The sequence below is a fragment of the Pseudonocardia sp. GCM10023141 genome, from assembly GCF_042653605.1.
In genome coordinates this window covers 98,511-125,306 of record NZ_JBHSIR010000050.1, presented here as the reverse complement: position 1 = coordinate 125,306, position 26,796 = coordinate 98,511, and the positions used below count along the sequence as shown (strand labels likewise).

The window sequence follows — 26,796 nt, the reverse complement described above, 5'->3', positions numbered from 1 at the left end:
CGGGGCCCGACGGGGGCTACTCGGGCGGGCTTCTCCGGTGGATCACCCCGAGTGGCCGCACGGAAGGCGGCGGGGTGAGCGCTGCGATTTCGCGGCCGCATCCGTGGTTGTCACGATCCGGCGGATTGACGAACCGCGGCGACGCAGGTTTCCTGCAACGCCGGGGGCGGCGGGGCCCGGGCGGGGAGTGGCCGCACCGGAAGCGGTGGACCTCCGATCCGGTGCATCTCCCGGGGGCGGTCGATACCTGCGGCGCGGCACGTCGCTTCGATGATCGGTGAAGTGGCTGGCCGGTCGGCTCGGGGGTGACCTACCTTCACGGAGTCCGAATCCTCAGGGGGTCGGATGTGGTCTCGGATCGGTCGGTTGCTGTCGCTTCGCAACCGTCGGCCCGGGACCAGTGGAACTGCCGGCGTGAACACGACCGTCCGGCCGCAGGTCGCAGCCTCGAGCGCGACGTGTGAGATTCCGCAGGTGTGTTCCTGCATGTCCACATCCGGATCAGATGCCGCTGACGGCGCGATCCGCTCCCTTTCTGAAGCCGCTTGCGGCCAACCGCACTGGAGTCCTCATCATGCGTTCGCGATCCGCTCACAACGGCGAGGCCACCGGCCTCGTCGGGTGTGCTGACGCGCGTGCGGTGCGGCTGCGGCTCTCGGCGCTCGACCTCCTCCTCGGTGCCCTTCGGCTGACGCTGGCCGTTGCCGGCGCCACCGTGGTGCTGTGGATCGGTGCGGCCTTCCTCGCGACGCCGGCCTCCGCGGCCGTCGTCGCGCCGGTCGCCATGACGACGCAGCCGGGCTCCCAGAAGGGAGGCAAGGACAAGCCCGCTGGATCCGACGGGAAGTCGGAGGACGCACCGAAGAACGATGACAGCAAGAAGGACTCCGCCAAGAAGGAGACCCCGAAGGCTGATGCTCCGAAGGCTGATGCTCCGAAGCCGGCCCCCGAGTACAAGGCCCCCACGAACTCCGGAACGGCGAAGGCGGAGCCGAAGAAGGACCAGCCCGATCTCGGAAAGGAGATCGCGGCAGCCGCTCGCGAGCAGGCGCGCTCGATCGTCGAGCAGCAGACCGCCGCCGCCCAGCAGCTCGTGACGAAGGTCCGCCAGGACGCTGAGCGGGCGGCCGCCGCCGCTGTCCGCAACGCTACGCAGAGTGACAATGGCGAGGACCGCTCAGGCGCCGCTGCGAAGGCCCGCCCGGCCGCGAAGGACACTGGAAGGGCTGTCGGCGACGACACCGCGAAGCGCGTGACCGATCGCGTCCGGGAGGCGGCCCGCGCCGGCGCCGAGGGTGCGAAGGCGATCACCGCCGAGGCGGTCCGGGCTGCGAAGGCCGCCACCGCCGAGCCAGTCGCAGCCAAGCCAGTCGCAGCCAAGCCAGTCGCAGCCAAGCCCGCCGCAGCCAGGCCCGCCGCGGCGAAGACCGGTGCCGCGAAGATCGGGGCCTCCGTCGAGGAGCTGGTCGAGCAGCGCGCCGGCGAGGCGATCGATCGGGCGCAGGACGCGAGCGAGCACGGCACGAAGGCGCAGGCATCGAACAATCGCCGCGTAATTGAGCAGCGTGGAACTGAGCGGCGCGGAAATGGGCAGCGTGGAAATGAGCAGCGTGGAAATGAGCAGCGTGGAAATGATCGGGGCGAATCGGCGAAGCGCGCGATTGCCGGTCTCGATGCGCTGAAGGATCTGCCGGCAAACGCTCGGGAGATCGCTCGTGGGCTCACCGGCGAAAGGGGTGCCACAACGCTGGGCACCTCCGTCGAGCGGATGACGAAGGGCGCGCTGAAGGCGGCCGACATCAACGACCTCGGCGCCCGCATGATCGAACGCGGCTCCGCGATCCGCGATGCGGCCGGTCGCGGCGAGGACATCAGCAAGGCCGTCTCGGCTCTCGTCGCCGAGGCCGGCCGGCTCCCCGGGGCCGGGGCTCGCGGCGGCGCCGACAGCATGCGCAACGGTGATCTCGCGACGCTCGTCGCGCCACTGCTCTCGCTCCTCGACGGTGGCAAGGCGGGTGGCAAATCGGCGGCCGGCTCGGCAGTTGACACCGCGACGCTCGGTGGCCGCGAGGGCGGCACGCGGCCCTGCCCGACGCTGACCGGAACGGGTTGCGCGGACCGCGGAACGCGCCTCGGCGCCGACCGTGCCACGGGCTCCCGCGGCCCGCCGCGGGACGGCTCCCTGATCGGTCGGTTCGCCTCCTCTGCAGACAGTGGCGACCGGTACCGCGATCAGGACGCGCGCAACACCGAGAAGGTGCTCGACGGGCGCATCGCGGTCGACCAGGGTGCCAAGGCCCTCGACGCGGAGGCCAAGGACGTTGCGGCCGGGAAGGTCACGGCCGCGGACCACGCCCAGCACGCGGCGGCGCAGCAGGCACGCGAGCAGCAGCTCGCAGCGGACCGCGCGAAGATCGACCCGGAGCGCTCGCAGCTCGTGGACGAGGTCGTGGACGGCCACGCCGCACTGACGAAGACCCAGGCGGATCTGGACGCCGAGCAGAAGCAGGTCGCGGCCGGCAAGGTCACCGCCGCGGCGCACGAGGCCAACGTCGCGCAGTACGACACGCAGAAGGACAAGGTCTACGACGCGACCGACGAGCTGCGCCGGGCCACCGAGCTCAGCTCCCCGAACACCGTCCCGTCCCGGGCCCCGAGCGACGGCTCCGTCGCGGGCTGCGGCTCCAGCGGCGCCTTCTACGAGTGCGACGCGACGAGCACGTCGAAGGACGGCCAGCAGCAGGACCGCTGCCTCGCGCTCGCCGGCGTCTCCACCGGCTGTGGTGTGTCGACCGCGTCGGGCGATACGAAGGGCTCGGCGTCGTGCGTGCTGACCGGAGCCGAGCAGGGCTGCGGCAGCAACACGAACAAGGGCGACATCACCGGCACGGCATGGTGCGCGTCGGGCGTCGGGGACTGCGGGCAGAGCAGCCAGGCGACGGCCAGCGGTGCCGGCACCCTCTGCGAGACCGACGGCAGCAAGTGCACCGGCGCCACGAACGGCCCGGCCGACCGCATCCCGGAGCCGGGTACGACGGCCCCGGACCGCACCGCCACCTCGGTGTCGTGCACCGGCAAGTGCGGCGTGTCGGGAGTCTCCGACCTCGCAGGCGCGGACGCTGCCTGCCGCACCGCCGACGGGTTGTGCGACGCGTCCAGCACGGGCGCCTCCCGCAGCGCGGACCGCACCACCGGCACTGATCGTCAAGCGGCGTCCGCGAAGTCCGCGGGAACGCCGGTCGGGGACGATCAGCGCGGGAACGGCAGCGGCACCGGGCACTGCGCGGCGACCAGCGGTGGCTGCGACCTGTCGACGGCGGTGCGGTTCGACGAGGGTCGTGCCGTACAGGCCGACGCGCAGGCGCGCTGCGGCGACGGTGCGGTCGGGTGCTCCGGCAACGCCACCACGAGGTCGGGCGCGTCGAGCACGACCGTCCCGGCCACCGCCGCGGCGGCGGCCCCGGCCGCTCCGGCACCGGCTCGCACCACCGACGGCGCAGCGGACTGCAGCGTGACCGCGGGCGGTTGCCGCGCCCACTCCGGTTCGACCGCCGACGATCGGGGCGCCGCCGGGAGGAGCGACACGACGATCCAGGTCGAGTGCGGCGAGCAGACCGGCTGCACCGGCAAGGGCGACACGTCGACGAAGGCCAACGCCACCGGCGCGGTCGTCGACACCACCCGCGACGGTTCGGGCACGGCGCACTGCGAGGTCACCTCCGGCGGGTGCGACGCGGCCAGCAGCACGGTCGCCGACAACCCGGTGAACACCGCGGCGCCGAAGGTCGCGACCCGCAACGCGCTCCTCGACACCACGGCCACATCGACCTCCACTGCACCCGCGGTCGTGACCGACGGCGACGGCGGCGCGCACAGCCAGACCTCGGCCCACGTCGACTGCGGCGCCACGGTCGGTTGCACCGGCAAGGCGAGCACCGCGACCACGGGCAGGATCACCGCGCCGGCCGCGGCAGCTCCGACCGCAGTCGCGGCAGCTGCACCTGCCGCGGCCCCGGCCGGTCCGGCCGTCCGCGAGACGAATTCCGCATCCAACTGCGAGGCGACCGCGGGTGGTTGCTCGAGCGAGTCGGCCTCCGACGTCGGCGACCACAACGCCGACGGCACGGTCGAGCCCGCGACCGCGGCCGGTCGCGAGCTGACCGCGTCGAGCACCGCGAACGCGACGGTCGACTGCACCACGGACACCTGCACCGGCTCCGGCGCGACCACCACATCCGGTGGAGCGTCGGGCGACATCGTCGGGATCCGTGACAGCAGCGCCACCGCCGGCTGCACCGCCCACGGCACCGGCGCCGGCTGCCGGACGGGTACGACGACGAAGGTCGCCGACCGCGCCGCCTCTGCCACCGTCGACCCCATCACGGGTGTTGCCGCTGTGGCAGGCCCGGCCAGCGTCTCCGCGGCGACCGCCAACGTGCAGTGCACCGGGGGCACCACCGCGTGCGGTGGTTCGACGACGACCGCCACCAGTGCCCGTGACACCGCGGTGTCGCCGGCGGCGCGTGGCACCTCGTCGGCGTCGGACTGCACGGTGACCGGTGGCGGTTGCCAGGGTGCGTCGTCGTCGAAGGCCTCCAGCGCCGCGGACTACATCGTGATCGACCCGACCACGGGGAAGCCGGCGGCGGGCCAGCCGTCCAGCGGCCCGACGTCGATGTCGAGTTCGAGTGCGAGCGTCGACTGCGCCGCGGGCGCGGCCTGTTCGGGCACGGTCCACACCTCGACCACGGCGTTCGACGGCGCGGTTGACGGCGGCAGGCCGCGCACGTCGGAGGGCACGGCGAGCTGTGCGGGTGGCACGGGTGGCTGCCAGGTGCAGTCGGTGTCGAACGCCTCGACCGGTCCCGGTTCGGCGCTGGTGATGGCGGGCCCGGACCAGAAGACCAACGTTGCCCGGTTGGGTGCGGGCCCGTCGGCGGCGTCGGCCTCGGGTGCGGCGTTGACCTGCGAGGGTCAGAGCGCGTGCTCGGGCAAGGTGACGAGCGCGGCGACGGCGACCGATCCGTCGGTGTCGCCGGATCCGCGCGGTTCCCACAGCGAGGGCTCGTGTGAGGGTGTCTCGGGTGGTGTGTGTCAGGCGGTGACGAACTCCGGTGCCTCGTCGGGGCCCGACGCCAACAGCATCGCCCCGCTGGTGCAGGCCCGGTCGACGCAGAACGCCACGGTCACCTCCGGCACCACCGGGGACCAGCCGCAGGCTCCCCCGACCGACCAGGGCGGCAAGGCTCCCGGCCCGGACCAGCCCGCCACCCCGCCGGCACCGACGGCCCCGGGTTCGAGCGCGAACAACGGCGGCCCGACCGTCGCGGGTGCCTCCTCGTGGACGATGGCCAACGCCACGCTCGACTGCGCCGGTGGCGACGCCGGGTGCAAGGGCACGGCCACCAGTTCGGCAGCGGGCAGCGCCGGCCCGACCGCCCTGACCGGTGCCGACGGGGCCCGCGGCCCCCCAGCGGGCAACTCGACCACCAGCGGCAGCTGCTCGGGTGCGGGCGCCTGCCACGTCGAGACGGGTTCCACCGCGGGTTCGGGCCAGGTTGTCGCCGACATCATCGCGGAGCAGCAGAACACCAACGCCACGCAGCTGGCCCAGCAGGCCGCGCAGGCGAAGCAGGACGCAGACCAGGCTGCGCAGATCGCCGCCCGCCAGGGCGCGACGGCGCAGGAGAAGACGAAGGCCACCGACGCGGCTGCCGCTGCGAAGGCGGCGAGCGACGCGGCCACGCAGGCAGCGGACCTGGCGAAGAAGCCGGTGACGAACGCACCTGCGACGTCGAGCCAGTCGCTCGTCACCGCACGGTGCGCGAGCGCGGGCTGCACGGCGACGACGACCGGTGACACCTCGGGCGTGCCGGGCACGTCCCACACCGACGCGACCTGTACCGCGGCAGCATCGGGATGCGCGACGAGCAGCAACGCCTCGACGATCACCGGGCGCGACTCGGGCCAGACCACGGGCGACGGCGCGGCAGCGACGCCGGTCCCGGGCGTCTCCGGCTCGGGCCAGACCGGCTCGCAGATCAGCTGCCCCGAGGCCGGGTGCACCGGCGCGGTCACCGGCTCCGCCGAAGCCGTTGCGGGATCGGACGGGCGGCAGTCGCGCAGCACGGCGAGCGGCGACACCCGCTGCGACGGCACCACCGCCTGCCAGGCGCAACTGACGGCCGGAACGACCCTGTCGGCATCGGCTGCCGGTGCGAAGCCGGAGGAGAGCTTCGGGAGCACCGGCGCCTTCGTCACCGCGATGTGTGCCAACGGCACGGCGACCGGTTGCGCGACCCGCGCGACGTCGACCACCTCCGCGGCCGGTTCGGCCACGGTGAACGCGACGGCGAATGCCACGTGTGCCACCGCCGGTGGGTGCCAGGCCGGTACCGGTGGATCGGTCGGGAAGGATCTCGCCGACGTCAACGCCACGTGCGCGGGCACCGGCTGCACGACCCATACGGAGGGGGCCGGCCACTCCGACGCGCTCGGCGGCACGAACACCGCTGCCGCGCACTCCGACTGCACGGCGGGTACGGACGGGCAGTGCGCCGTCTCGAGCCGGGTCGGGGCGAGCCGGGACTACGCGCTCGCGGGCGCGACCTGTGCCGGCACCGACGGCTCCACCTGTTCGTTCTCCTATCGCGCGGAGAGCCACGCCACGGCAGCAGGCGCGCATGCCGACGCTGTCGGCTTCCTCGACGGAACGGTCGGCGGCGGCCAGGCCGTCACGTCGGCCACCGCCGAGAGCGGCCCGGGCTGGGCCCAGGCATCGGCGTCGTGCCAGGCGACCGAGGGCACCCAGTGCAGCTACCACTACGAGGCGACGAGGTCGGCCTCGGCGAAGGACGGCCGGACCGGCTCGAAGGCGACGGCCTACGCGCACGGCTCCGGGGGCGGGACCACCGGTGCCGGCGGCGTCGCGGTCACGGCGTCGGCCGCCGCGCGCGGCAACCACGCCGAGGCCTCGGCGACGTGCGTCGGTGCGGCGAACTGCACGTCGTCGTTCTCCGCGGAGGCCCACGACAAGGCCCGCGGGTTCCAGAACCCCACCGAGACGGGCTGGGGCGGCTGGAACGACGCGAACCGCTGGGGCAAGTGCTCCGGCAGCAACGGTGGCTGCGGCGTGACGGCGCACGCCGTCCCCGGGATGGCCCGCGGTGGATGGAGCGAGTGCACGGGCGACTGCGGCAACTTCACGCAGGGCGGGACGAACGTCTTCACCGCGACCACGCCGTCGTTCCAGGAGCAGCGCCGCCGGGCCGCGGCGGCGGAGGCCGCGCGCAGGCGGGCGGCAGGCGTCGCGGTCGACAAGAACGGGAACCCGATCGGGCCGATGGGGCCCGAGGTCGTCGTGGCCGAGGGCGGCTACGAGACGGTGACGGTCCCGATCGACGACGGCTCCGGCAACCTCCGGGTCGGCGCCGGCAAGAAGGTGACGCGCGTCGTCGTCCGCACCGCCGACAACGGCACGGAGGACCGCAACGTCTGTGCCGTGTCCGACGCATGCCACGCGGGTGGCGTCGGCAACGGGCCGAAGGCCGACTACGACCCGAAGGCGGCGACGGACCGCAGGTTCGTGTCGTCCACCGCGGGACCCGCCGGTGGCGTCGGTCGCAACGTGGTCACGGGAGAGACCCGGGCCGGGATCGGTCAGGATGCGCAGGGCCGGACGCGGACGACAGTGGGCGGCCAGGGCAGCATCACCGACGGCCGTACCGGTGCCACGGTCCACATCACCCCGGACCGCGCCGGTGTCACGAACACCGTGCAGCTGGTCGACCGGCCCCGGGCACCGTTCGAGGGCCAGATCGACGGTGCGGTCGAGTACGCCGGTCCGAAGGTCGACCTGCCTGCGAACATCAAGGCGATCAACCCGCAGGGTCCCGGTTTCGGTGTTGATCACCTGAGCACGGGCGGTGGCCTCACGACGTTCGGTGCCAACGCGACCGGCCAGGCTGTCTTCAACTTCCACGGGGTCGGCAAGTTCACCACCGCCGAAGGCGACACGATCACCGGCGGCGCAGCGCACAGCGTCGCCGACATCGCCACGCGGGCACCGGGCCAGCAGGGTGTGTACTCGGTGGCCGGGCCGGGCTCCATCGCGTTCGCCGACGGGTACTCGATGGCCAACCAGGCGCAGGACCCGAAGAAGGGCCTCGCCGCGCTGACACCCGACGAGCAGGGCAAGGGTGGCTACCTGAAGTGCGTCGGCGACTGCACCTCGGTCCGGCCCGGCACGGCGAGCGCCACCTACAACCCGGTGACGACGTGCACGAACTGCCGGCTCGCGGAGCACCTGGCCACGGGCAGCGGCCCGCGTCCCAACGGGTGGGGCGAGGTGGAGCTGTTCGACGGCAGCAACGTCGGCGGCGTCACCCGCTACACCCCGGAGGGCGACAGGCAGCAGTGCATCGGGGCGAACTGCTCCTTCACGCAGTTCAACCGGGCAGCGGACGGTAGCGGCGGCGGCGCGGTCTGCTCGACGGGTACGGCGCAGGCCAGCTGCATCGGCAGCAACCGGGAAGGGGACAAGGTCAGCTGCGACAACGGCCACGGCGGGGACTGCCGGACCGGCCTGCTCTACCGCGACAAGGACGGCAACCACGCCGGGATGTACTGCGAGGCCACGGGCGGCGCCTGCACCCCGCTTCCCGGCAAGGGCCTGGCCGGCGGGGACGACATCATCATGAAGGCGCCGGCGCGACCGGACGGCCTGGACGTGATCACCTATGACCCGGGTCTGCAGCTGACGGGGATGACCGTCTCCGACCTCATGGGTGAGGCCCCGATCCGCAAGATGGCGGAACCCGGCGTGCCGGCCAAGGCTCCGGAGCAGATCAGCCGCGACAACGTCATGATGGGCGCGCTGGAGGACACCGCCACCGCGCGGGAGTCCCGGTCCGAGTACACCGATCTGGTCCTCGGTCCCGCCGACGCCAACGGCCGGCGGTCGGGCAACGGGCAGGTCCGGCAGCTCCACCAGCTGACCGAGGACGCGCTGGCCGACGACGGCCGGATCGACGCCGCCGAGGCCGCGCAGATCGACCCGCTGCGCACCGCGATCGACCAGCAGGCGCCGGGCCTGGCGGACCGCTGGAGTGCGGCCCAGGAGCGGCTCGACGTCCTCAAGTACAACCACTGGACCGCGCCGGACATCAGCGCCGCCGCCGTGCAGGCGGCGAAGGACAACACGGTCGTGGCGAAGGTGCTCAACGGGGCCGACCCGCACAACGGGTACGACCCGAGCAAGGGCGACCCGACCGAGGCACAGCGCCAGCAGGCCATCACCATCATCGCCGACCAGCAGGACGAGCTGGGGCGCGCGACCGTCGACCTGAAGAAGGCGCAGGCCCCGCTCACGGTGGCCTACAACGAGCACGCCACGGCCTACGACAAGGCGGTCGACGAGGTCATGGCCCGCGGCGGGGCGACGCCGTCGGAGAAGAAGGACCTCGACGCCCAGCGCGAGAAACTGCTGGCGGAGCCGGGGAACATCGCCGACGCCACCCGGGCCCAGCAGGACCGGATCAACGCCGTCAAGGGTCAGCTGCGGATCAGTGACCTGGCCTTCGCCGATGCGTCCGGCAACGACACGTTCGCTGCCGACCTGCACGCCGCCAGCGACGAGCTGGACCGGACCCGGGCGCTCGACCAGCGACTCACCGCCTCGTCGGACCCCCGCACCCACGCCATGGCAACGACCTACCACCCGCTCGACACGCTGGCCGACCTGAACTACGACGCGGTACGGGACCGGCCGCTGAACTACTACTCCAGCTACCTCTCCGGGATGAACCTGCCGTCCTCGGGGCTGCCCGATGTCACGTACGCCCAGACCGCCGTCATCGTCGGTCCCAAGCTGGACAGGGACATGCAGGCCCGCGGCGGTGGCCTGGCCGAGGCCTGGCCGAAGATGGACCCCAACCTGAAGGCCAACATCGCCGCCTACGCGCTGGCACCGCGCAACGCGATGGCAGGCGACGTCTCCGGCACGCACGACGCGCTGCTCAGCGATCCCGACTTCGTCAGGGCCGCCGTCGACGCGCAGCGCCGGACCGATCCGAAGGCGCCGGAGCTCAGCGGCTACGTGGACTGGTACGCCCACGGCGCGAACCACCCCGACGACTGGGACTACTGGACCGGTCATCTCAGCTCGGACGCGAAGAGCTCCCTGGAGTCGGACTACGGCAAGTTCAGCCAGGACTGGATGACCGCCACGCTGGACAACATCCACAACATGGCCTCGATCGGCGCCAGGAAGGTCATGGACTTCCATGACGGGAACGGGCCGCGGATCAGCGCCGACGGCGCGGACGCCGTCGGCAACGTCGCGACGTTCCTGCCCGGCCTCGTCCTGCACGGGGGCAAGGACGTCTACTCGCTGGCCACCATCGCCGGGGCGGGAGCGGCCTCCGCCGTCATCGGGGACTCCCGGCCGCTGCAGGCCGTGCTGCCCAGCGAGGACAACGGCCGGACCTGGGCGTCGATGTTCCCGTTCACCACCGGGATCGGCGAGTCGTTCGGCCACACGTTCGGGCGCATCTCCAGCGGGGACTGGAGCGCCTACAAGGACAAGCCGTTCACCACCGCCATCGAGGACCTCGGCAACCTCGCACTCGTGACGGGGCCGCTGGCCGGGGGGCTCCGGGCCGGGGCTGCGGAGGGCCTGGCGAAGGTCTCGAACCTGGAACTCGCCTCCGGGCTCAAGTTGGGCACGATCGAGCGGATCCACTCCGGCGAGATGGTGAAGCCCGCAGGACTGACCGCGGCGCAGTCGGGGGCGATCAGCCTGGGCCGCGGCCTCCTGGACGGGGTGCGCGTCCAGAAGACGCTGGCGAAGGTCGTCGGCGCCCCCATGACGGTGATGGCGCTCCCCGGCAAGGCCGCGGGCCTGCTCGGGCGGGGTGCGGCGACGGTCGCCGGTGACGGGCTGGGCGCGCTGGCCGAGCGGACCAACCGTGGCTCCCTCAATGCTGCGTCCCGGGCCTCCACCGCGGCGGTGTCCGAGCAGAGCGGGGCGGCGCAGCGCTGGAACGCCGTCAGCCGCGGGCTGGACCTCACCACCGGGAAGCTGGGCGGCCTGGCGTCGCTGAGCGGCGAGGTCGGGACATCCGGGCTGGGTGCGTTGAACACGGCGCGGTCCTACCGGAGCCTCGGGCTCGAGAAGCCGACGTGGGGAGCGGTCCAGACACTCACCCCCGAGTCGCTGGATGCGGCCTACCGGTCGAGCTGGACGCAGCGCGGTGGCGCCGACCTCGTGGCGGGTGCGAAGCTCCCCGCCGATTTCACGGCGTTGGACCAGGCCTACCGGAACGCGCGATCCGACCTGGGCGGGCGCGCGCTCGCCGATGCGTTCGGCGAGTTCTTCACCAACGACTGGGCCAACGCCGATCCGTTCGTCGGTGAGCCGGCGGCGTCGCACGGCAGCTGGGTTCCGGGGACGTTCACCGAGGCGCCGGTGAGCGTCGTCGCCGCGCAAGCCGGCTCGCGGCCGATTCCCGAGAAGGACGTCATCGGCTTCGCCGTGGCCCACCCGGGCTATGAGCTGTTCACCAGGGACGGCGCGTTGTGGGTACGGCGCGTGGCGGACGGCCCGGACGGGGTGGGATCGGGCGGTAGCCGAACCGCACCGGACAACATCGCGCAGATCGGCGGCCCCGTCGCCGAGTCCCCGGTACCGGGTGGTGCGGATGGACCGCTGATGAGCCGCATCGACGACGTGATGACGTCCAACCGGATGATCTCGACGGCGGAGCCGGCGGCGCGGTTGGGAACGACCGAGGTCGAGATCAAGAACGCGTTCGCCGACCAGCCCTCGGTGCGCAACATCCTGGTGGCCGAGGACGGCACCTCTCATGTGGTGCGTGCGGTTCGGGGCGCGGCGGAGCCTGCGACAGGTGACCGTGGCCCGACCGCGACACCGACCGAGCTGGCACAGGTGGCGTCGCGCCTGTGGCAGGCCCATCGCGAGGCCGTCGCCGCCGGTGACGTCCGCGCATCGGTGCAGGCCAGGCAGGCACTGGAACACCTGCGCGGCCAGGGCGTCACGGTGCGGGGCCATGCGGGCGAGCCGTTCGTCACGGACTCGCCGTTGACGGTCACCGGTGCCCCGGCTGCCGCCGGTCGAGAGGGTGCGACGGTGCTGGAGACCGTGACACCCACCGTCGAGGTGGACGGTGTCCCGATCCAGCAGGGCGTCGTGCGCGTCGGCGGTCCGCAGTCCGACGGCCGCCTGGCCGAGGTCCGGCGCGACGTCTACAACCCGGGTGCGGACCCGATCGTGGAATCCGCTGCGGACGCCGCCGCTGTCGTGGCGAAGGAGCTCGCCAGTGTCAAGGTGGCGGGCGTCAAGGCGGCGGGCGTCAAGGCGGCTGGCGACGTGGCGGATCGGTCCGGCACCGGCCCGGACCGACCCGCCATCGAGCCCGCGATGGATCGTCCACGGGGCGACGGAGCTGCGGCGGGCACCCGCAACGTCGACGGCACCACGTCGGGGACCTCGCCGCCGCTCACCGATTCCACGACCGCTCCGGCGGTCGTCGAGCCCAGCGATCCTGCGGTCCAGCGGGTGCTGGCGCCGATCCGGGCGGCTGCTGCCGACCTCGAGAACGCGGCCCGACACGGTGACGGCACCCGGCTGTCCGACGAGGAACTGCGCGCACAGGAGCGCGGCTGGCGTTCCGACCTGGAACAGCAGGTGGCAGCGGGCGCGTCGCTGAAGGGCGTGTTCGTCAAGGGTCTCGGGCTGATGCTGGAGTCGATCCGGCGCCAGTTCGGGTTCCGGCTGAGCGACCCGCAGCTGCTGGCGGTGCTCGCGATGGGCCTGTCGCCGCAGTCCGGGAGCCACTCGACGCTGCTGTCGCTGCTGGGGCGCGATCTTCGCGGCACCGTGGCCGAGCTGGTGTCCGGCAGCGGCAAGACCGCCGTGGGAATGGTCTACGCCGCCTGGCGGTCCCTCGACGGTCGCGGCGTGCACGTGATGACCCACGACGTGGGAGCCACCCACACGACGTGGGAGGCCTACGACGCGGTGTTGAGCAGGCAGGGCATCGAGGTCGGGAGGATCTACACCGATGATGCTCCGCACCGTCCCGAGGCGCGCAAGGAGGCGTACGGCAAGGCCATCACCATCGGTGAGGCGCACGAGTTCATGCACGACGCCCTGCGCGACGGGCGCCCCGACACCGAGCTGGTGGTGCAGCGCGACCGCGCACACGTGCTGCTGGACGAGGCCGACCAGATCCTGCTGGACCTGGCACGCAGCCCGGCAGTGCTCTCGGAGCCGACGCCGGGTGCGGCGCCCCACACCGACGAGGTCTACGAGGCCACGCGGATCGCCCGGACGCTGCTGTCGGACGGGCTCGTCACCGAGGGCCGCCCGACCCGCGAGGGAAAGCGCCGGCTGGCCGAGCTGACCCCTGCCCAGCGCGCGGACGTCAAGGTCGCGTTGGCGGCGCAGGGCTGGCAGCGCGACAAGGACTACGTCATCGGCGACGACGCGAGCGTCCTCATCGTCGACGAGAACATCGGGCGGGCCCTGCCGGGCCGGCGCTACCAGGGCCGGCTGCACGAGTTCATCGAGGCGAAGGAACGGCTGACGGTCGGCGACCCGCAGCAGACCGTCGCCAGCACCACGATCATGCAGTTCCTCGAGGGCTACGACACCGTGGCCGGCATGACCGGCACCGCCGCGTCCGAGGCGGGTGCGCTGGCGAAGGTCTACGGCCTGAAGGTCGAGCCCATCCCCGCACCGAAGCCCGACCTGGACCCGAACAAGCCGGTCACGATCCACGCCACCACCGAGGGATGGCTGCAGGCCGTCGCCGAGCGGGCACTGGCCGTCAGCCGGCAGGGGCGACCGGTTCTCGTCGTCGGCAGGTCGATCCCCGAGACCGAGCTGCTCGCCAGGACGGTCGGCGAGCTCATCGCGAAGGACGAGGCCGCTGGACCGGCAGCCGTCGGCGTGCTCAATGCGCGGCCGGTGCGCGCCAACCGTGAGGCCGAGTTCGCGGCGGGCGCCGGGCGGCCCGGCGCGATCAACTTCGCCACGAACATCGCCGGGCGGGCCGTGCACTACGAGCCCGGCGGCGACGCGGCCCACCTGGGCCTGCCGAAGGAGCGGGTCGCGGCCGACGCCGCTGCGGTCGATGCCGCCGGTGGCATGCACGTCATCCAGACCCACTTCGGGGAGAGCCCGCGGTTCGGCAGGCAGGCCGAGCTGCGCACGGCACGCCAGACGAACCGCGGGTCGACCGAGACGATGCTCTCGCTCGACGACCCGCTGCTGGCGCAGAACGTCGGCCCTCGCAAGCTGCGCAAGCTGCAGGACAAGCACCGCGACGCGGCCGGGGCGATCGACGATGCCGCCGTCCTCCCACTGTTCGAGAAGGCCCAGAAGGCAGCGGGCAAGCGCAACACCGCCCAGCTCAAGCACCTCGCCGCCCATCCCGAGGACGCCACCACGACGACGGCCGCGTCCACGGCCGGCAAGTCGGGTCGGTTCTCGACGGCCAAGCGCACGGACGTCGAGCCGTCGACCGAGGTGGCGCTCGGAGCGCGGGCCCGCGCGGCGCGAGACGAGCAGCTGGGTGCGGCCGCCGCAGAGGTCGGCAGGCGTGGGGCCGCGGTCATCGCCGCGCGTGACGAGCTCGCCGCGGCCCAGGCCATGGTCCGGACCGGCGCCGCCGTCGGGCTCGACGAGAAGTCGAGAACACTGAGCCACGCGCGGGAGTCGCTGGACCACGCCCTCGACACCTACCGCGAGATCGTCGGCGAGCACTCCGCCTCGAGTCCCCCCGGTAGCCGCGACCTGAGCTTCTCCGCGCCGGACCGCGGCGTGTCGCTCGAAGCGGTGGAGCTCGCGCAGCGCCTGGCCGCGAACGGTGACCATCAGGGTGCCGCCGCGGTGCTGGCGGACCTGAGCCGGATCGCGCCGACGGTCTTCGCGCCGAACGGTCCCCGGTGGGGGTTGGGCACCGAGACCGGCATCACCGCCGAGCAGGCCGTCCACACCCTCTACCGGATCCGCCAGGCCGAACCCGCGAACACGGCCGGCTTCGACGCCCGTCAGCTCGACGTGACCCTCGCCGTTCTGCGCGGCCTGCTCTCCACGCTGCCGCCCGGTGCCCGCGCGGAGCTGACACCGCAGGCGTGGGCCTGGTACGGGCAGCTGACCGCCGCCGCGCAGTTCTGGGGCAAGCGCGCTGATGCCCTGCAGCAGCAGGCGCTCGCCGCGGGCGGCGACCCGAACCTGACCAACGGGCTGCGCTCCGCTGCCCAGCAGGCCCGGGACCGGACCGAGGTGTTCGTGGCGGTGCGCGAGCAGATCTTCGGCCGGTTCCCCTCCGGTGCGGCCGGCACGCTCGGCACGCGCCTCAACGCCGTGCTGGCCGCTCAGGAGCTGCGCGAACAGCTGCGCCTGCTCTCACGGCGCGACGTCCCGGCCCAGGTGCTCGACGACCTGCACCGGCTGGTGATCAACGGCGAGATCGCGCCGCCGGCTCTGCAGCGCCTGCTCAACAGCGGATCAGGCACCGGGTACTCCGTCTCCCGCGAGATCGGCGAGTTCGCTGCGGCGCACGGTCTGGTGTGGGGCAAGAACACCAAGAAGCGGTTCCGGGCAGCACTGCACGAGAACGCTGCCGGCGCTCCGACCACCCCGGTCCCCACCGGGATGGACGCCACGCCGCCGGCAGGCGGCACCGCGGCCGGCTCCGGTGGATCACCCGGCGCCGGGCCGGGCGACGGACCCCAGCGACCGGCCGGCACGACCGCCGACGAGGTGGGCGACACCTCGGATCCCGGCGGGCGACCGCGCTCGGCAGCGACGGATCCGATCCAGTTCCGGCCGGGCGGGCCGTCGACCGGCATCCCACCGCCGGGACCGCAGCACCTCTCCCACACTCGCACCGGCCTGCTCGCAGACCTGCGCGATGCAGAGCAACCCGCCGTCGAACGTGGCGCGTCGCGGCTGGCTGATGCGGCGACGAAGTGGCGGGACGCAACGGCCACCGACGCGCGCACCGCCTACCTGCTCGAGCTCGTGGACCGCGACCGCATGATCGATGTGCTCGTCGCCGAGGGGATGACGCCCGCGGGGGCGGGAGACGCCGCCCGTCGGATCTGGGCGGTCAGCGTGCGGCACCGCAGCGGCGGCGTGGTCGTCATGATCCGTGAGCAGCACGCGCTGCTGGTGGAGCTCGGCCGTCTCGACGACGTGCTGAAGCACGAGGTGGACTTCCACCTCGACGCGACGCAGCATCACGACGACGAAGCCCACGCCACGAATGCTCTCGACCTGATCAACCTGATCAACAAGACGTACAACGAGTTCGTCTACCTCCGGCCCGGCACCGGCGTGCTGCGCAACCTGCTCGGCGTGACCACGCAGGCGCACCTCGACAGCGCCGAGGACTGGTTCGTCGAGATGCGGGCCGAGCAGCTGCGCAGGCGACCGATTCCCGGCGACTTCGACCTGGCACACCTGCAGGCGATCCACCGCCACCTCTTCCAGGACGTCTATCACTGGGCCGGTGACCTGCGCCGGATCCACATCCGCAAGGAACAGACGTTCCTCCTGCCGCGGTTCGTGCGGTCGCGCAGCACCGAACTGTTCGAGGCACTCGCCGCGAGCGGCCACTTCCGGGGCCAGGACCGTGCCGAGCTCCTCTCCAACCTCACGAGGCTCGCCGCAGACCTGAACTACATCCACCCGTTCCGCGAGGGCAACCGGCGCTCACTGCAGGTGTTCATCGGACAGCTCGCGCGCGCCGCCGGCTACGACATCGACTGGGCGCGCGCTCCGAAGGACACCTACGACAGCGCGTTCAAGGAGGCGCTCGGCACCGAGCGTGACGGACCGCGCCCGGAGCGCGGCCTGATGCCGCTGTTCAGGATGCTGGACGCCATCACGACCGCCCCGCTCTTCGGGTTCCCGCTGGGGAAGATCCTGACCGGCGAGTGGGGGGCCGACCTGCTGGATCCCGCCGCGCGACTGGCGTTGGACCGGCTCCGAGCCGAGCTGGACCGCGGCTTCGAGCTGGTCTCGCTCAAGGAACAGGGGGTGGGGCCGTACGCGGTGGAGGTAGGTGGCCGCAGGGTCGGGATCTACAAGGTCGGTCTGCTGGACGACGCGTCGGTCGAATGGGAATTCTCGGAGCCGGTTCGCGAGCTCGGCACCCACCTCATCGCGCTGGCTCTGGGTTGGGGAGATCTCGTTCCGCTCACCGTCTCGTGGGACGGTCCGCACGGCCGCGGCTCCCTACAGCTCTGGCTGCATGATGTCGAGCCCGGCACCGAGGACATCACCGCCTACGACGATCGTGATCAGCAGCGGGCCGCGGTACTCGACTACATCATCGCGAACACGGATCGCCACGGTCTGAACTACTTCGGAGCGGTGCTCCGGCTCATCGATCATGGTGCGGCCTTCCAGCCGCGGGACATGATGGAGTACGACCCGGTCGCGATCGCCTCGCCGTTCGTGATGGCGCAGTTGGACGCGCCGCTCGCCGCCGAGGTGCTGGCCGCGGTCGAGGGCGTCCCCGCAGGCGAACTCGCCCGTGCTCTCCGCATTCTCGGCATGGCGGGTGACGACGTCGACGCTGCGATCGAGCGGCTCCGCGAACTCCAGACAGCCCATCGGATCACGGGCGCGGTGTGGCAGCGGCAACGGCGGGATGCGTGGAAGGGACCGGACGGTGATTTCGACCAGTTCGGGACGGGGATCATCCGCCACCCGCGGGACCTCTACGCCGGTGACGCCAACGGCGCCGACGAGGGCGCCGAGCCGGGCTCGAACCCGGGGCCATCGGTCCCGTCCCGAGCCGGCGATGATCGACGCAACCGGATCGGCCGGGGTGGTGCTGTGCTCGTCACGGTGGGTCTTGCCGGCTCGCTGATGTTCCTCCCGCGTGCCGGGGGCGCCGGCACCGCCGAGGCCGCGACCTTCGTTCGGCAGGCGACCCCGCAGGGCGCCCCCGGGATGTGGGCCGAGTTCGGCGGCTGGCTCGGAGCGCACCCGTCGGTGATCGTCGCCGCAGTCGGCGCTGTGCTGCTCAGCGCTGCCGTCGTGGCGATGCGGGGCAAGGGCACAGCGGCCGTCGCGCCGAACCGGGAGCGGCGCGTCGACAACGAGGCCGGTGAGGCTGTCCAGCCGGTCATGGGCGCCAGTTTCGGGGGGCAGGAGTTCGCCCTGGACCGTGATCAGCCGGCCTTCGCCCGCAACGGACGCAGGCACGTGCGTGATGTGCAGACGGGCGAGGCCTATCTCTTCAAGCCGGCAGCAGAGGGGCGGCGTTACCGGGCAGAACTGGAGTTCGCGGCGGTACAGATCGTTGCCGCGGCGGGACTTCGGGGAGTGCGACGCTTCGCGGTGGGAACGTTCGACGGAGTGCTCGGCACCTTCCAGGAGATCCTGCCGAACCGGTCCGACCTCGACGCTCAGCCGTCGATCGAATTCCAGCCGGTGCCGCTGCCGGTCCTGATCGACCTCGTACAGGCACACGTGCAGGACTACGCGATGCGCAAGCTCGACGGGCATCGTGGCAACTTCCTCCTCAGCCCGGACGGGCAGCATGTCGTGGCGATCGACATGGGCACGGCCTGGTTCGGCGCGGAGTACGGCCCCGACCCGACCGGCGTGGCGGCGTGGACCCACACCAGACGGGTCAGTGCGGCCTATGGACCGGTCTTCGCCGGCATCGCGAGCGGGCGCTACGCGGCCGGGGTCGTGGACGCGCTCTACTGGGCCTCGATGGAGCAGGTGCTCCGCATCGGCGCGGTGCCGGACGCTGTCTGGGCGGGGCACCTGGGCCGGGCACTCGAGTTCCGAGACGGAGACCACCGACCGGGTTGGCGAGAAGAGATGATCGCGCACGACCTGGCGCGCAAGAACGGCCTCCCAGCGGCATTCGCCGAGTTCTGGGCCGGGATGTACGAGACGCTCGGGTGGTCGCTGCCGACCCGTCCCACGGACACGGAGCAGCCGGGCGAGGCCGACGGTCGACGCGGGCCGGGTGCTGCGCTGATCGTTGCCGGGATCGTCGGCGCCGGTGTCGTGCTGCCGTCGGTGCTGGGTGATGCGAGCTCCGCGAACGCCGCGACCTTCCACCAGCAGGCGACCCCGCAGGGCGCCCCCGGGATGTGGGCCGAGTTCGGCACCTGGCTGGCCGGGCACCCCTCGGTGATCGTCGCCGCGGTCGGCATGGTGCTGGTCACCGTCGTGGGGATCGTCGCGATCCGCGGCGTGCGCACGGCCGTCGCACTGCACGCCGCCGACCAGCGCTGGACGGCGATCGCGGAGGGGGCGGTCGCCCGCAAGCCCGTGCTGACCCACCGGGCGGCGTTGCGCCTGATGGTGCTGGCCGGAGCACCGGTGGCGCCGGCCGACGTGCGGCGGGCACTCGGCGGTCGGGAGTCCCTCGGGCGGACGGCGTCGGTCCTCGACGCGCTGGTGCGCGCCGGGTTCCTCGAGCGCGCCGGGCCGGTCACGAACCCGACGTACCGCCTGGCCGACCGCCTGAACACGATGCTGGACCTCGCGCCGCGTTCGCTGCGGGCCGCGCTGGCCGCAGAGCCGCGGGCCGTGGCGCCGGAGCTGGGTCCCCTCAACCGCCGGGTCGTGTCGGCGGCCGAACTGTTCACCGCGATGAGTGCGTTCGAGGGTGTGCTCCGGGCCACGGTCGCGCCCGCCCGCGGGCCAGCTGCCCGGCTGCTGCAGCTGCGCCTGCTGCTGGCGGAGCGTCGCCACGTCGCGAACACGGTGGCGGCAGCGGGCGTCGGGGATGCCGCGACGGTGGAGGTGCGGGCCGCTCTCGACCGGCTGGCGATGGTCGGGTTGCGTCCGGGACCGGCCACCGCGATGGTCGAGCGGGCCGGTCGTGGCCGGGGCTTCGCCGCACGGGCCGCGCGCCACGCGCTCGCCGCGCAGCAGCGCCGCGCCACGCCGCCCGCGAAGCGGCTCGCCCGGCTGGCCTGGCGGCTGCGCCGCGGTGTCGAGACGATCCTCTTCGGTGCGGCCGTGTTCGGCTCGGCCGCCGGCGTCACGGCGGCCGCGCTCGCGATGCACGGGATCGTCGCGGGTGTTCCGGGCGTGCTGGCCGGTATCGCGGTGGGTCTGCCCGCTGCCGCTGCCGCTGTCGGCGCGCTCCGCAGGTGGATGCCGGTGCGAGACCGCGGCCCGCCGCGGAAGGTGCTCGCCGGGTTCGGCATCGCGTTGCTGGGCACCGTCGGTGCCGCGGCTGCGGTCGCACCCGACACGATGCTCTTCGTCGTGCAGCTCGGCGCGAGCTCGATCCGGAAGGGGATCTCCGCGCTGCTGGCGGACACGCTCGTCGTGGCGAAGCTGCTGGGGCTGGGGCTCGCGACGAGCACGGTCTACCAGTCGCTGGTGCGCAAGCACTCGGTGGACGGTGCCGGCGTCGAGAACCGCGCCCGCCGCAAGGCCACCGTGTCGGTCGTGCTCGCCGGTGCGGTCGCTGTGGCCGCCTACGTCGCCCCCAAGCTCCACGCGGCGTGGTTGCCCAACGCCTTGCTGGTCGCGGTGTTCGCGGCAGCACTCGGGCAGGTTGTGCAGCTCAACGAGCACGGCCGCGGCCGTCGGCTCAGTGCCCTGCTCGCGGGCGTGCTGGCCCTGCCGGGTGCCTACCTCGGCCTGCGGCTCGACCTCGGGGCGCCGACGACCGGCATGGGTGACCGGATCGCGGGCCTGACCTTCCTGCTGCTGCTGGCGGCGCCGGGTGGGGTGGTCACCGCGAAGCTCACCGGAAAGCTCGGCTCGCGCGGCACCGTCGGGCTGCGGCTGGGCGCGGACCGCCGCGACACCCGGCTGTCCCGCATGGCGGCGTGGCTCAGTGCCACGATGCCGGATCGGATCGGCACCAGGCTGCTGGCCCGGATCGTGCCGTGGCGTCAGGTCGAGCGCCGAGCCCGCGACGAGCACAAGAAGCTGGCGGACCTCCGGTTCTTCGGTGTCGATGTCGGCCCGGAGATATGGAAGCTCACCAACCTGTTCACCCTGGTCGTCGCCAACTTCGTCAGCTGGCCCAGCGAGGCGAACGAGCCGCTGTGGAACGTCGGGGCCCGCGCGGCCGCCGGCGGCATGGCATTCGTGCTGTGGAACCAGGTGCGCTTCGCGATCGCGCGCGAGCGTGACATGTACGGCTTCCCGTCCGGTGAGATCCGCAACCCGGCCCGGATCTGGGAGGGGCACCGCTGGGCCCGCAGGTTGTCGGTGATCAGGCCCGGCCACGGCACCCGGTCCGTGACGCTCGCCGCGACCGCGGTGCGCGACGCCGTGCTGGCCTTCCTGGACCTCTCGGGTCATCGGCTCGGTCTCCAGGCCGCCTCGACGATGACCCCGGCCGACATCAAGCAGGTGGCAGCCCTGCTGGTGGAGAAGCTGACCGCCGTCATCACCGACACGCTGCCGGACTGGATGAACAACCCCCGCGGTGGCGGACTCGACATCCTGCGCGCGGCCGAGCGCCGGGCAACCCTCGAGCGCCAGCACCAGCATCCGGTGGTGGTCGCCTACACGATCGCGGTGCTGCGGTTCGCCGGCCGGTGGCAGCGCCTGCCCCGCGGCGTCGACCCGGACGGCGACGCCGCGGCGACGGTCCGCTTCGTGAGCGCACTCGTGGACGCGATGTGGGAGGACCCGCGGATCCGGCAGCTCGTCGACAACCGGCCGGGCAGCGTCGCGACCTGGGCCGCCCGGTTCTACGCGAAGATCGACGAACGCGTCACGCTGCGGGTGGAGCTGCTCGACGGCCCGATGCGCCTGCTGCTCAACGCGCTGGCCACGCACTACGGCAAGCGCGATCCCCGGCTGCGGGAACTGGCCGCCGAACAGCTCGCGAAGAACCGCAACAGCCGCAGCCGCGAGCGGATGCGCAAGTCCGACCCGCACTGGCTCAACCTGGCGGCGCGGACGCTCGCGGAGCGGATCCACAGCGTCCGCAGCGCGACCGTGCACGTCAACGGCGCGACGGGGGAGCGCACCTACACCATCACCTATGCCGACGGGCGCGCCGAGTCGCTGACGCCCGACGAGCGCGAGCGGGTGGCGCTCGCGCTCGAGATGGAGCGCAGCATGCTGGTGCTCCTGACCGAGATCACGGTGTCGGCGGGCGCGCGCCGGGCGGCGCGTCGGGATCTCCGTACGACGCTCGCGGCGGTCGCCGAAGGACCTGCGACGGTGTGGACCGGGTCCTACCTCGGCGTCCTGCTGATCACGGCCGGCAGCCGTCGCCCGATCACGGCGGCCTGGCTGGCGACCCGGTACGGAGCCGGCGGGTGGCAGCCGATGCTGTCGGTGCTCGCCGGGCTGGAGCTGGTGACGGGCTCGGAGCAGGACGGGTACCTCGCAGGCCGGGAGCTGCGGGGTGCGTTGCGCGGCGCCGATCCGCTGCTGCGCCGCGCACTGCGCCGGGACGCCCAGGCCGTTGCCGACGACCAGGTCGGCAGGGGCGTCCGCGGGTTGGCCGTGCTGAACACGGCCGACCCGTTCCTGGATGCCGAGCAGATCCGCCACGCCCACACCGAGCTGGTGAAGATGGTGGGCGACCGGACGCTGACGTTCCGCCACTACCGGGACGGCGTGCGCTACTACCTGCTGCTGTTCGGTCGGCAGATCGGCAACATCGTGCGGCTCCACACCCTGCGTCCCGGTGCCCGCACGTTCTGGGCACCGCGGCCGACCGCGGCGTCTGCGCCTCCCACCCTGGGAGCAGTGCTGCGCAACGGCGCACGGGCCGTGCTCCGGGTGCCGGTCCGGGTCGGCAACTTCCTCGTACCGGCCCGCAAGGCCGTGCGGGACGCGAAGGCCGCGATCGCGGCGGCGTTGGTGGCGGTGCTGCAGGTCAAGGCGGAGCTGGAGTGGACGCAACAGATCGTCGCCACCCGGGGCAGGATCGAAGGCGCCTTCGGCATCCGGGGTCCGCCGAACCCGGCGCTGGACAAGCACCAGCAGGGCGTGCGGACCCGGGAGATCCAGGCCTACCAGGCACTCGACGACGTCCAGCAGGAGCAGGTCGAGCTCGTGCAGGCGGCGGCGCACGCTCAGGGCCAGCGGGAGGTGGTCCCGCACCGGATCGCCAAGCTGGTCGGGGGCGCGCTCGAGGAACTCGAGGACCGTCCGGGTGCCGACCCGGCGCAGCCGAGCGCATCGGGCGAGCTCAAGCGGATCCGGGTGGAGCTCAAGGCCGCGCTGCGGGCACTGGGTGCGGCGTACTCCACCGAGGCGACCCACGCGGCGATCACGCGCGGTCGGCTGTGGATCGAGCGCCACGACCTGGCCGTGCAACTCGCGCACCAGGAGGAGGCATGGGTTCCGCTGGGCGGGCAGTGGAAGATGGACCGGGCCGAGTTCACCCGTGACAAGCTGCAGCGCCTGATCGACGAACGGCTCGCGGCGACGCCGCTGCCCGCACCCGACTCCGACGGGGCATCCGCCGTCCCGAACGCGGCCGGCAGCGGGGACATCAGCACCGTCGGCGTCGGAGCGGCGAGCGCACTGCGAGCCGCGGCCGCGACACGGCGCGGGCACGGTCGTGAGCACAACCGGGACGCCGCGGCCGTGGGCCGGACCCGGGTCACGGTCAACGGCCGGACGGTCGACGCGGTGTACCTCGTGATCGCCGACGGTCTCGACGGCCACATCGGCCTCTCCGGTGGAGCCGGGTCCGTGTCGGCGGCTCGGGTGGCGGTCGACGCCGTCCGGCTGGAACTGGGCCGCGACGTCGCGGGCCGCAACGCCCCCGCGGCGATCAGGGCAGCAGGCGATCAGGCCACCGATGCCGTGGCAGCGCTGGGTGTCGCCATGGCGAGCCCGCCGTCCACCACGCTGCGCATCGTGGTCGTCGTCCCGACGCGGAACGCGAGGTTCTGGAGGTACGACGCCGGCGTCGGCAACACCGTCGAGGTCGCGAACCCGCAGGAGTCGGACGACCGCCGCTGGATCGCGGTGGACAGCCGGCCGGAGTTCGTCGTCGGCAAGCCGGTGCTCATCGCGCCGGGATCGTCGATCGTCCTGGCCACCGACGGCGGCTGGAAGGCAGTGCCCGACCTGGAGTCGACGCTGGTCACGCTCCTCGCCGCTGCCGAGCCGACCGCTGCCGAGCCGAACACCGTCGCTATCAAGGCCGTGGAACTGGCCGCCTCGGAACAGAGCGGCGACGACGCGACGTTCGTGGTGCTCACCGTCGGGGACGAGCCGGTGCGGCGGGGCAGCCGCTTCGCGGCGTTCCTGGGTGCTCCCGTCGCAGGTGGCTCGCCGCTGGCGGAGCTGGTGCACCACATCGGACCTACGGTGAGCGTGGCGCTCGCGGTGGTGGTGGCGGCCGTGGGGGTCGCCGCGCTGTTGCGCTGGCTGGCGCGGACGCAGGCGCTGCCCGACCCGGCTGCCGTTCGATCCGCAACGGGTGTCGTGGTTGGGTCCGCGACGGCCAGCGCACGGGCCTGGCTGGCCGACACCGTCACCGGCCTGCAATGGGGCCTCGGTGCGCGGCCCGCATTCGGGGCCGCTGCCGCCGATCGCCCGGTGTCGTGGCGCGAGGGTGGTTCGGCGGGACACCGGTGGGCGTTCGTCGCGACGTCGACCTTCGGCGCCGGAATGGTCTCGTCGGGGGTCTACACGGCGGCGGTGCTGGCTCCGGCGATGCCGGGTGTCGCCGAGGGCGTCCTGTCGGCGGCCACGTTCGCCGGGTTCCTGGCCGGACTGGTGCTGGTGGCGGCACCGTGGATGCCGGTGGCGCCGAACCGGGTGGCGCTGGGCTCGATGTGGGCGTCGGTCGGATCGTTCGTCGCGCTGGCGCTGGCTCCGAACACGACGGTGCAGTGGGTGGCGTCGTTCGGGCTGGGCGCCGCGGCGGGTGTCTGGACGCTGCTGGCGAGCCGCGCCCAGACCTGGCTGACCACCGGTGCGGCCGCGAGCAACGGCAACCGCGCCGGGGTGCTGGCGGCGCTGGTGTGGGGCGGCATCACGGTGGTCCAGGCGGGGATGCAGAACCTGCAGGGGGCATTGCTGCCGTCGGTGTCGGCGGCGATCTGGGTGTCGGCCGGGCTGACCGCGGTGGCGGCGGTCGCGCTCGGGCTGACGATGCCGAAGCTGCCGGGCTCGCGGTCGGGCCGCTCGGTGTGGCAGGTGCTCCTGGCGCCGTGGCAGATGCTGCGCAACGGGTTCGCGCTCACGGTGTCGTCGATGGTCTTCGCGGTGGCGTTCACGATCGGCGCCTTCGACGCGCTGTGGCGGGTGGCGCTGCCGCCGGCGTCGCGGGTGCTGATCCCGGTGTTCAACCTGGGCCTGGTCGTCGGCGGCGTGGTGCTCGTGGCGCTGGTGCTGGGCACCGACGTGGCGGCCGGGGTCCGGTCGTGGATCGCCGCCCGGCGCGGCGTCGCGCCGGCGCCGGTCGCGCGCACCTCCGGCGATGTGGTGTCGCGTCGCCCGGGCGCGTTCATGGTCGGGTTGAGCACGCTGATGGCCTTCGGCGGAGCCTCGGTGTGGTTCACCCAGCAGGTGCTGGGCAACCCGACGCCGGGTATCGGCATCGCCGCGAACGCGGGCGAGGCCGGGTCCACCGGCATGGGCATGGGCACCACCGCGTTCATCGCGCAGGTGGCGGCGAAGGGGCGCGTGCTGACCCCGGAGCAGGCTCCGGCGACCCAGTCGCTGAGCAGCATGTTCAAGGCAGGCGGCCAGTACGCGGGGACGCAGCTCGGTGCGCTGACGTTCGCCGCCGCCGGATGGTCGGGTGTGTCGTGGCTGGAGCTGGTGTCCGGTGCGCTGACGACGGGGCTCGCGGTGGTCCTGTTGCGCCGCTACGGCTCGGACCGCGGCGTCGCCCCGGCCGGCGTCTGGACCCGCGTGCGGGTGGCCATCGGCAGCATGGCGGGCACCGCGGTGCGGCTCGCGGCGATCGGCGCCGTCACCGGGGCGCTGCTGGTGCTGGCGCTGGTCGTCCCCGCCGCCGCCGCGCCGTCGCCACCGGCTCAGGCGGGAGGCGACGCGGGTGCGGGCCCCACCGCGGGCGGCGCGCTCGCCCGCAACGGGCTGCGCGACGAGATCACGGAGAAGCTCGGGGCGGTGCTCGCCGGCATCCGGGCCGAGGCGCAGGGCACGGAGCTCCCCTTCGGTGCCGAGCTGCTCGACGGCGAGGTGCTGCAGGTGGTCGCGCCGAGCCTCGTCGTGGCCGGGTTGATGGCTCGCGGGCTGTCCGAGTCCGACGCGCGCGCGGTGGTCGCGGACCTGTACCTGTTCAGCCGGCGCGACGCGGACGGGACCGCGGTGATCGTGACGTTCGAGGAGCGCTGGCGCGAGCTGGCCGACCGCGGCCTGCTCGGGCGGGCGCTGGACTACGAGCGTCGCTACCGGCTCAGCGCGCGGGCCGCTGCCGGCGGGTACAGCCGCGAGGAGATCCTGGCCGCGGGCGCGTCGCTGATCCGGCAGGTGGACCTGGCCCGCGCCGCCGCGCTGGTGCTCTACGAGCGGCGGGTGTCGGACGTCGAGACGGCCGCGAACGGCGAGCCGGCCGGGATCGGCCGCGCGCTCAAGCGGCTGCGCAAGGTCGAGCCGCAGATGCGGCGCGCGGCCGACCGGCCCGGGATGGCCGCACTGATCGAGCGCGCCGAGCGGGCCGTCGAGCAGATCGAGGAGCACCTCGCCCGCGTCCAGGAGGAGCGCCGCCGGGAGTACGAGCTGGCGCTGGTCGCGCGGGAGCTCGAAGCGATCCGCCGTGCCGTCGTCGACGCCCCGAAGATCACGGCTGTCGGGGACCGGTCGGATGCGCT

1 protein-coding gene (cut by a window edge) is annotated in these 26,796 nt (G+C 73.1%); it reads left to right on the top strand.

Features of this window, described 5'->3' with window-relative positions; translation table 11 throughout:
• Positions 1–574: 574 nt before the first annotated feature.
• On the top strand, positions 575–26,796 hold the 5' portion of the coding sequence (locus ACFPFQ_RS28655) for a sigma-70 family RNA polymerase sigma factor (protein WP_379624295.1). It continues 25,840 nt past the right edge of the window; 26,222 of the gene's 52,062 nt are visible here — the first part of the coding sequence; it begins with the start codon at positions 575–577; the stop codon falls past the right edge of the window.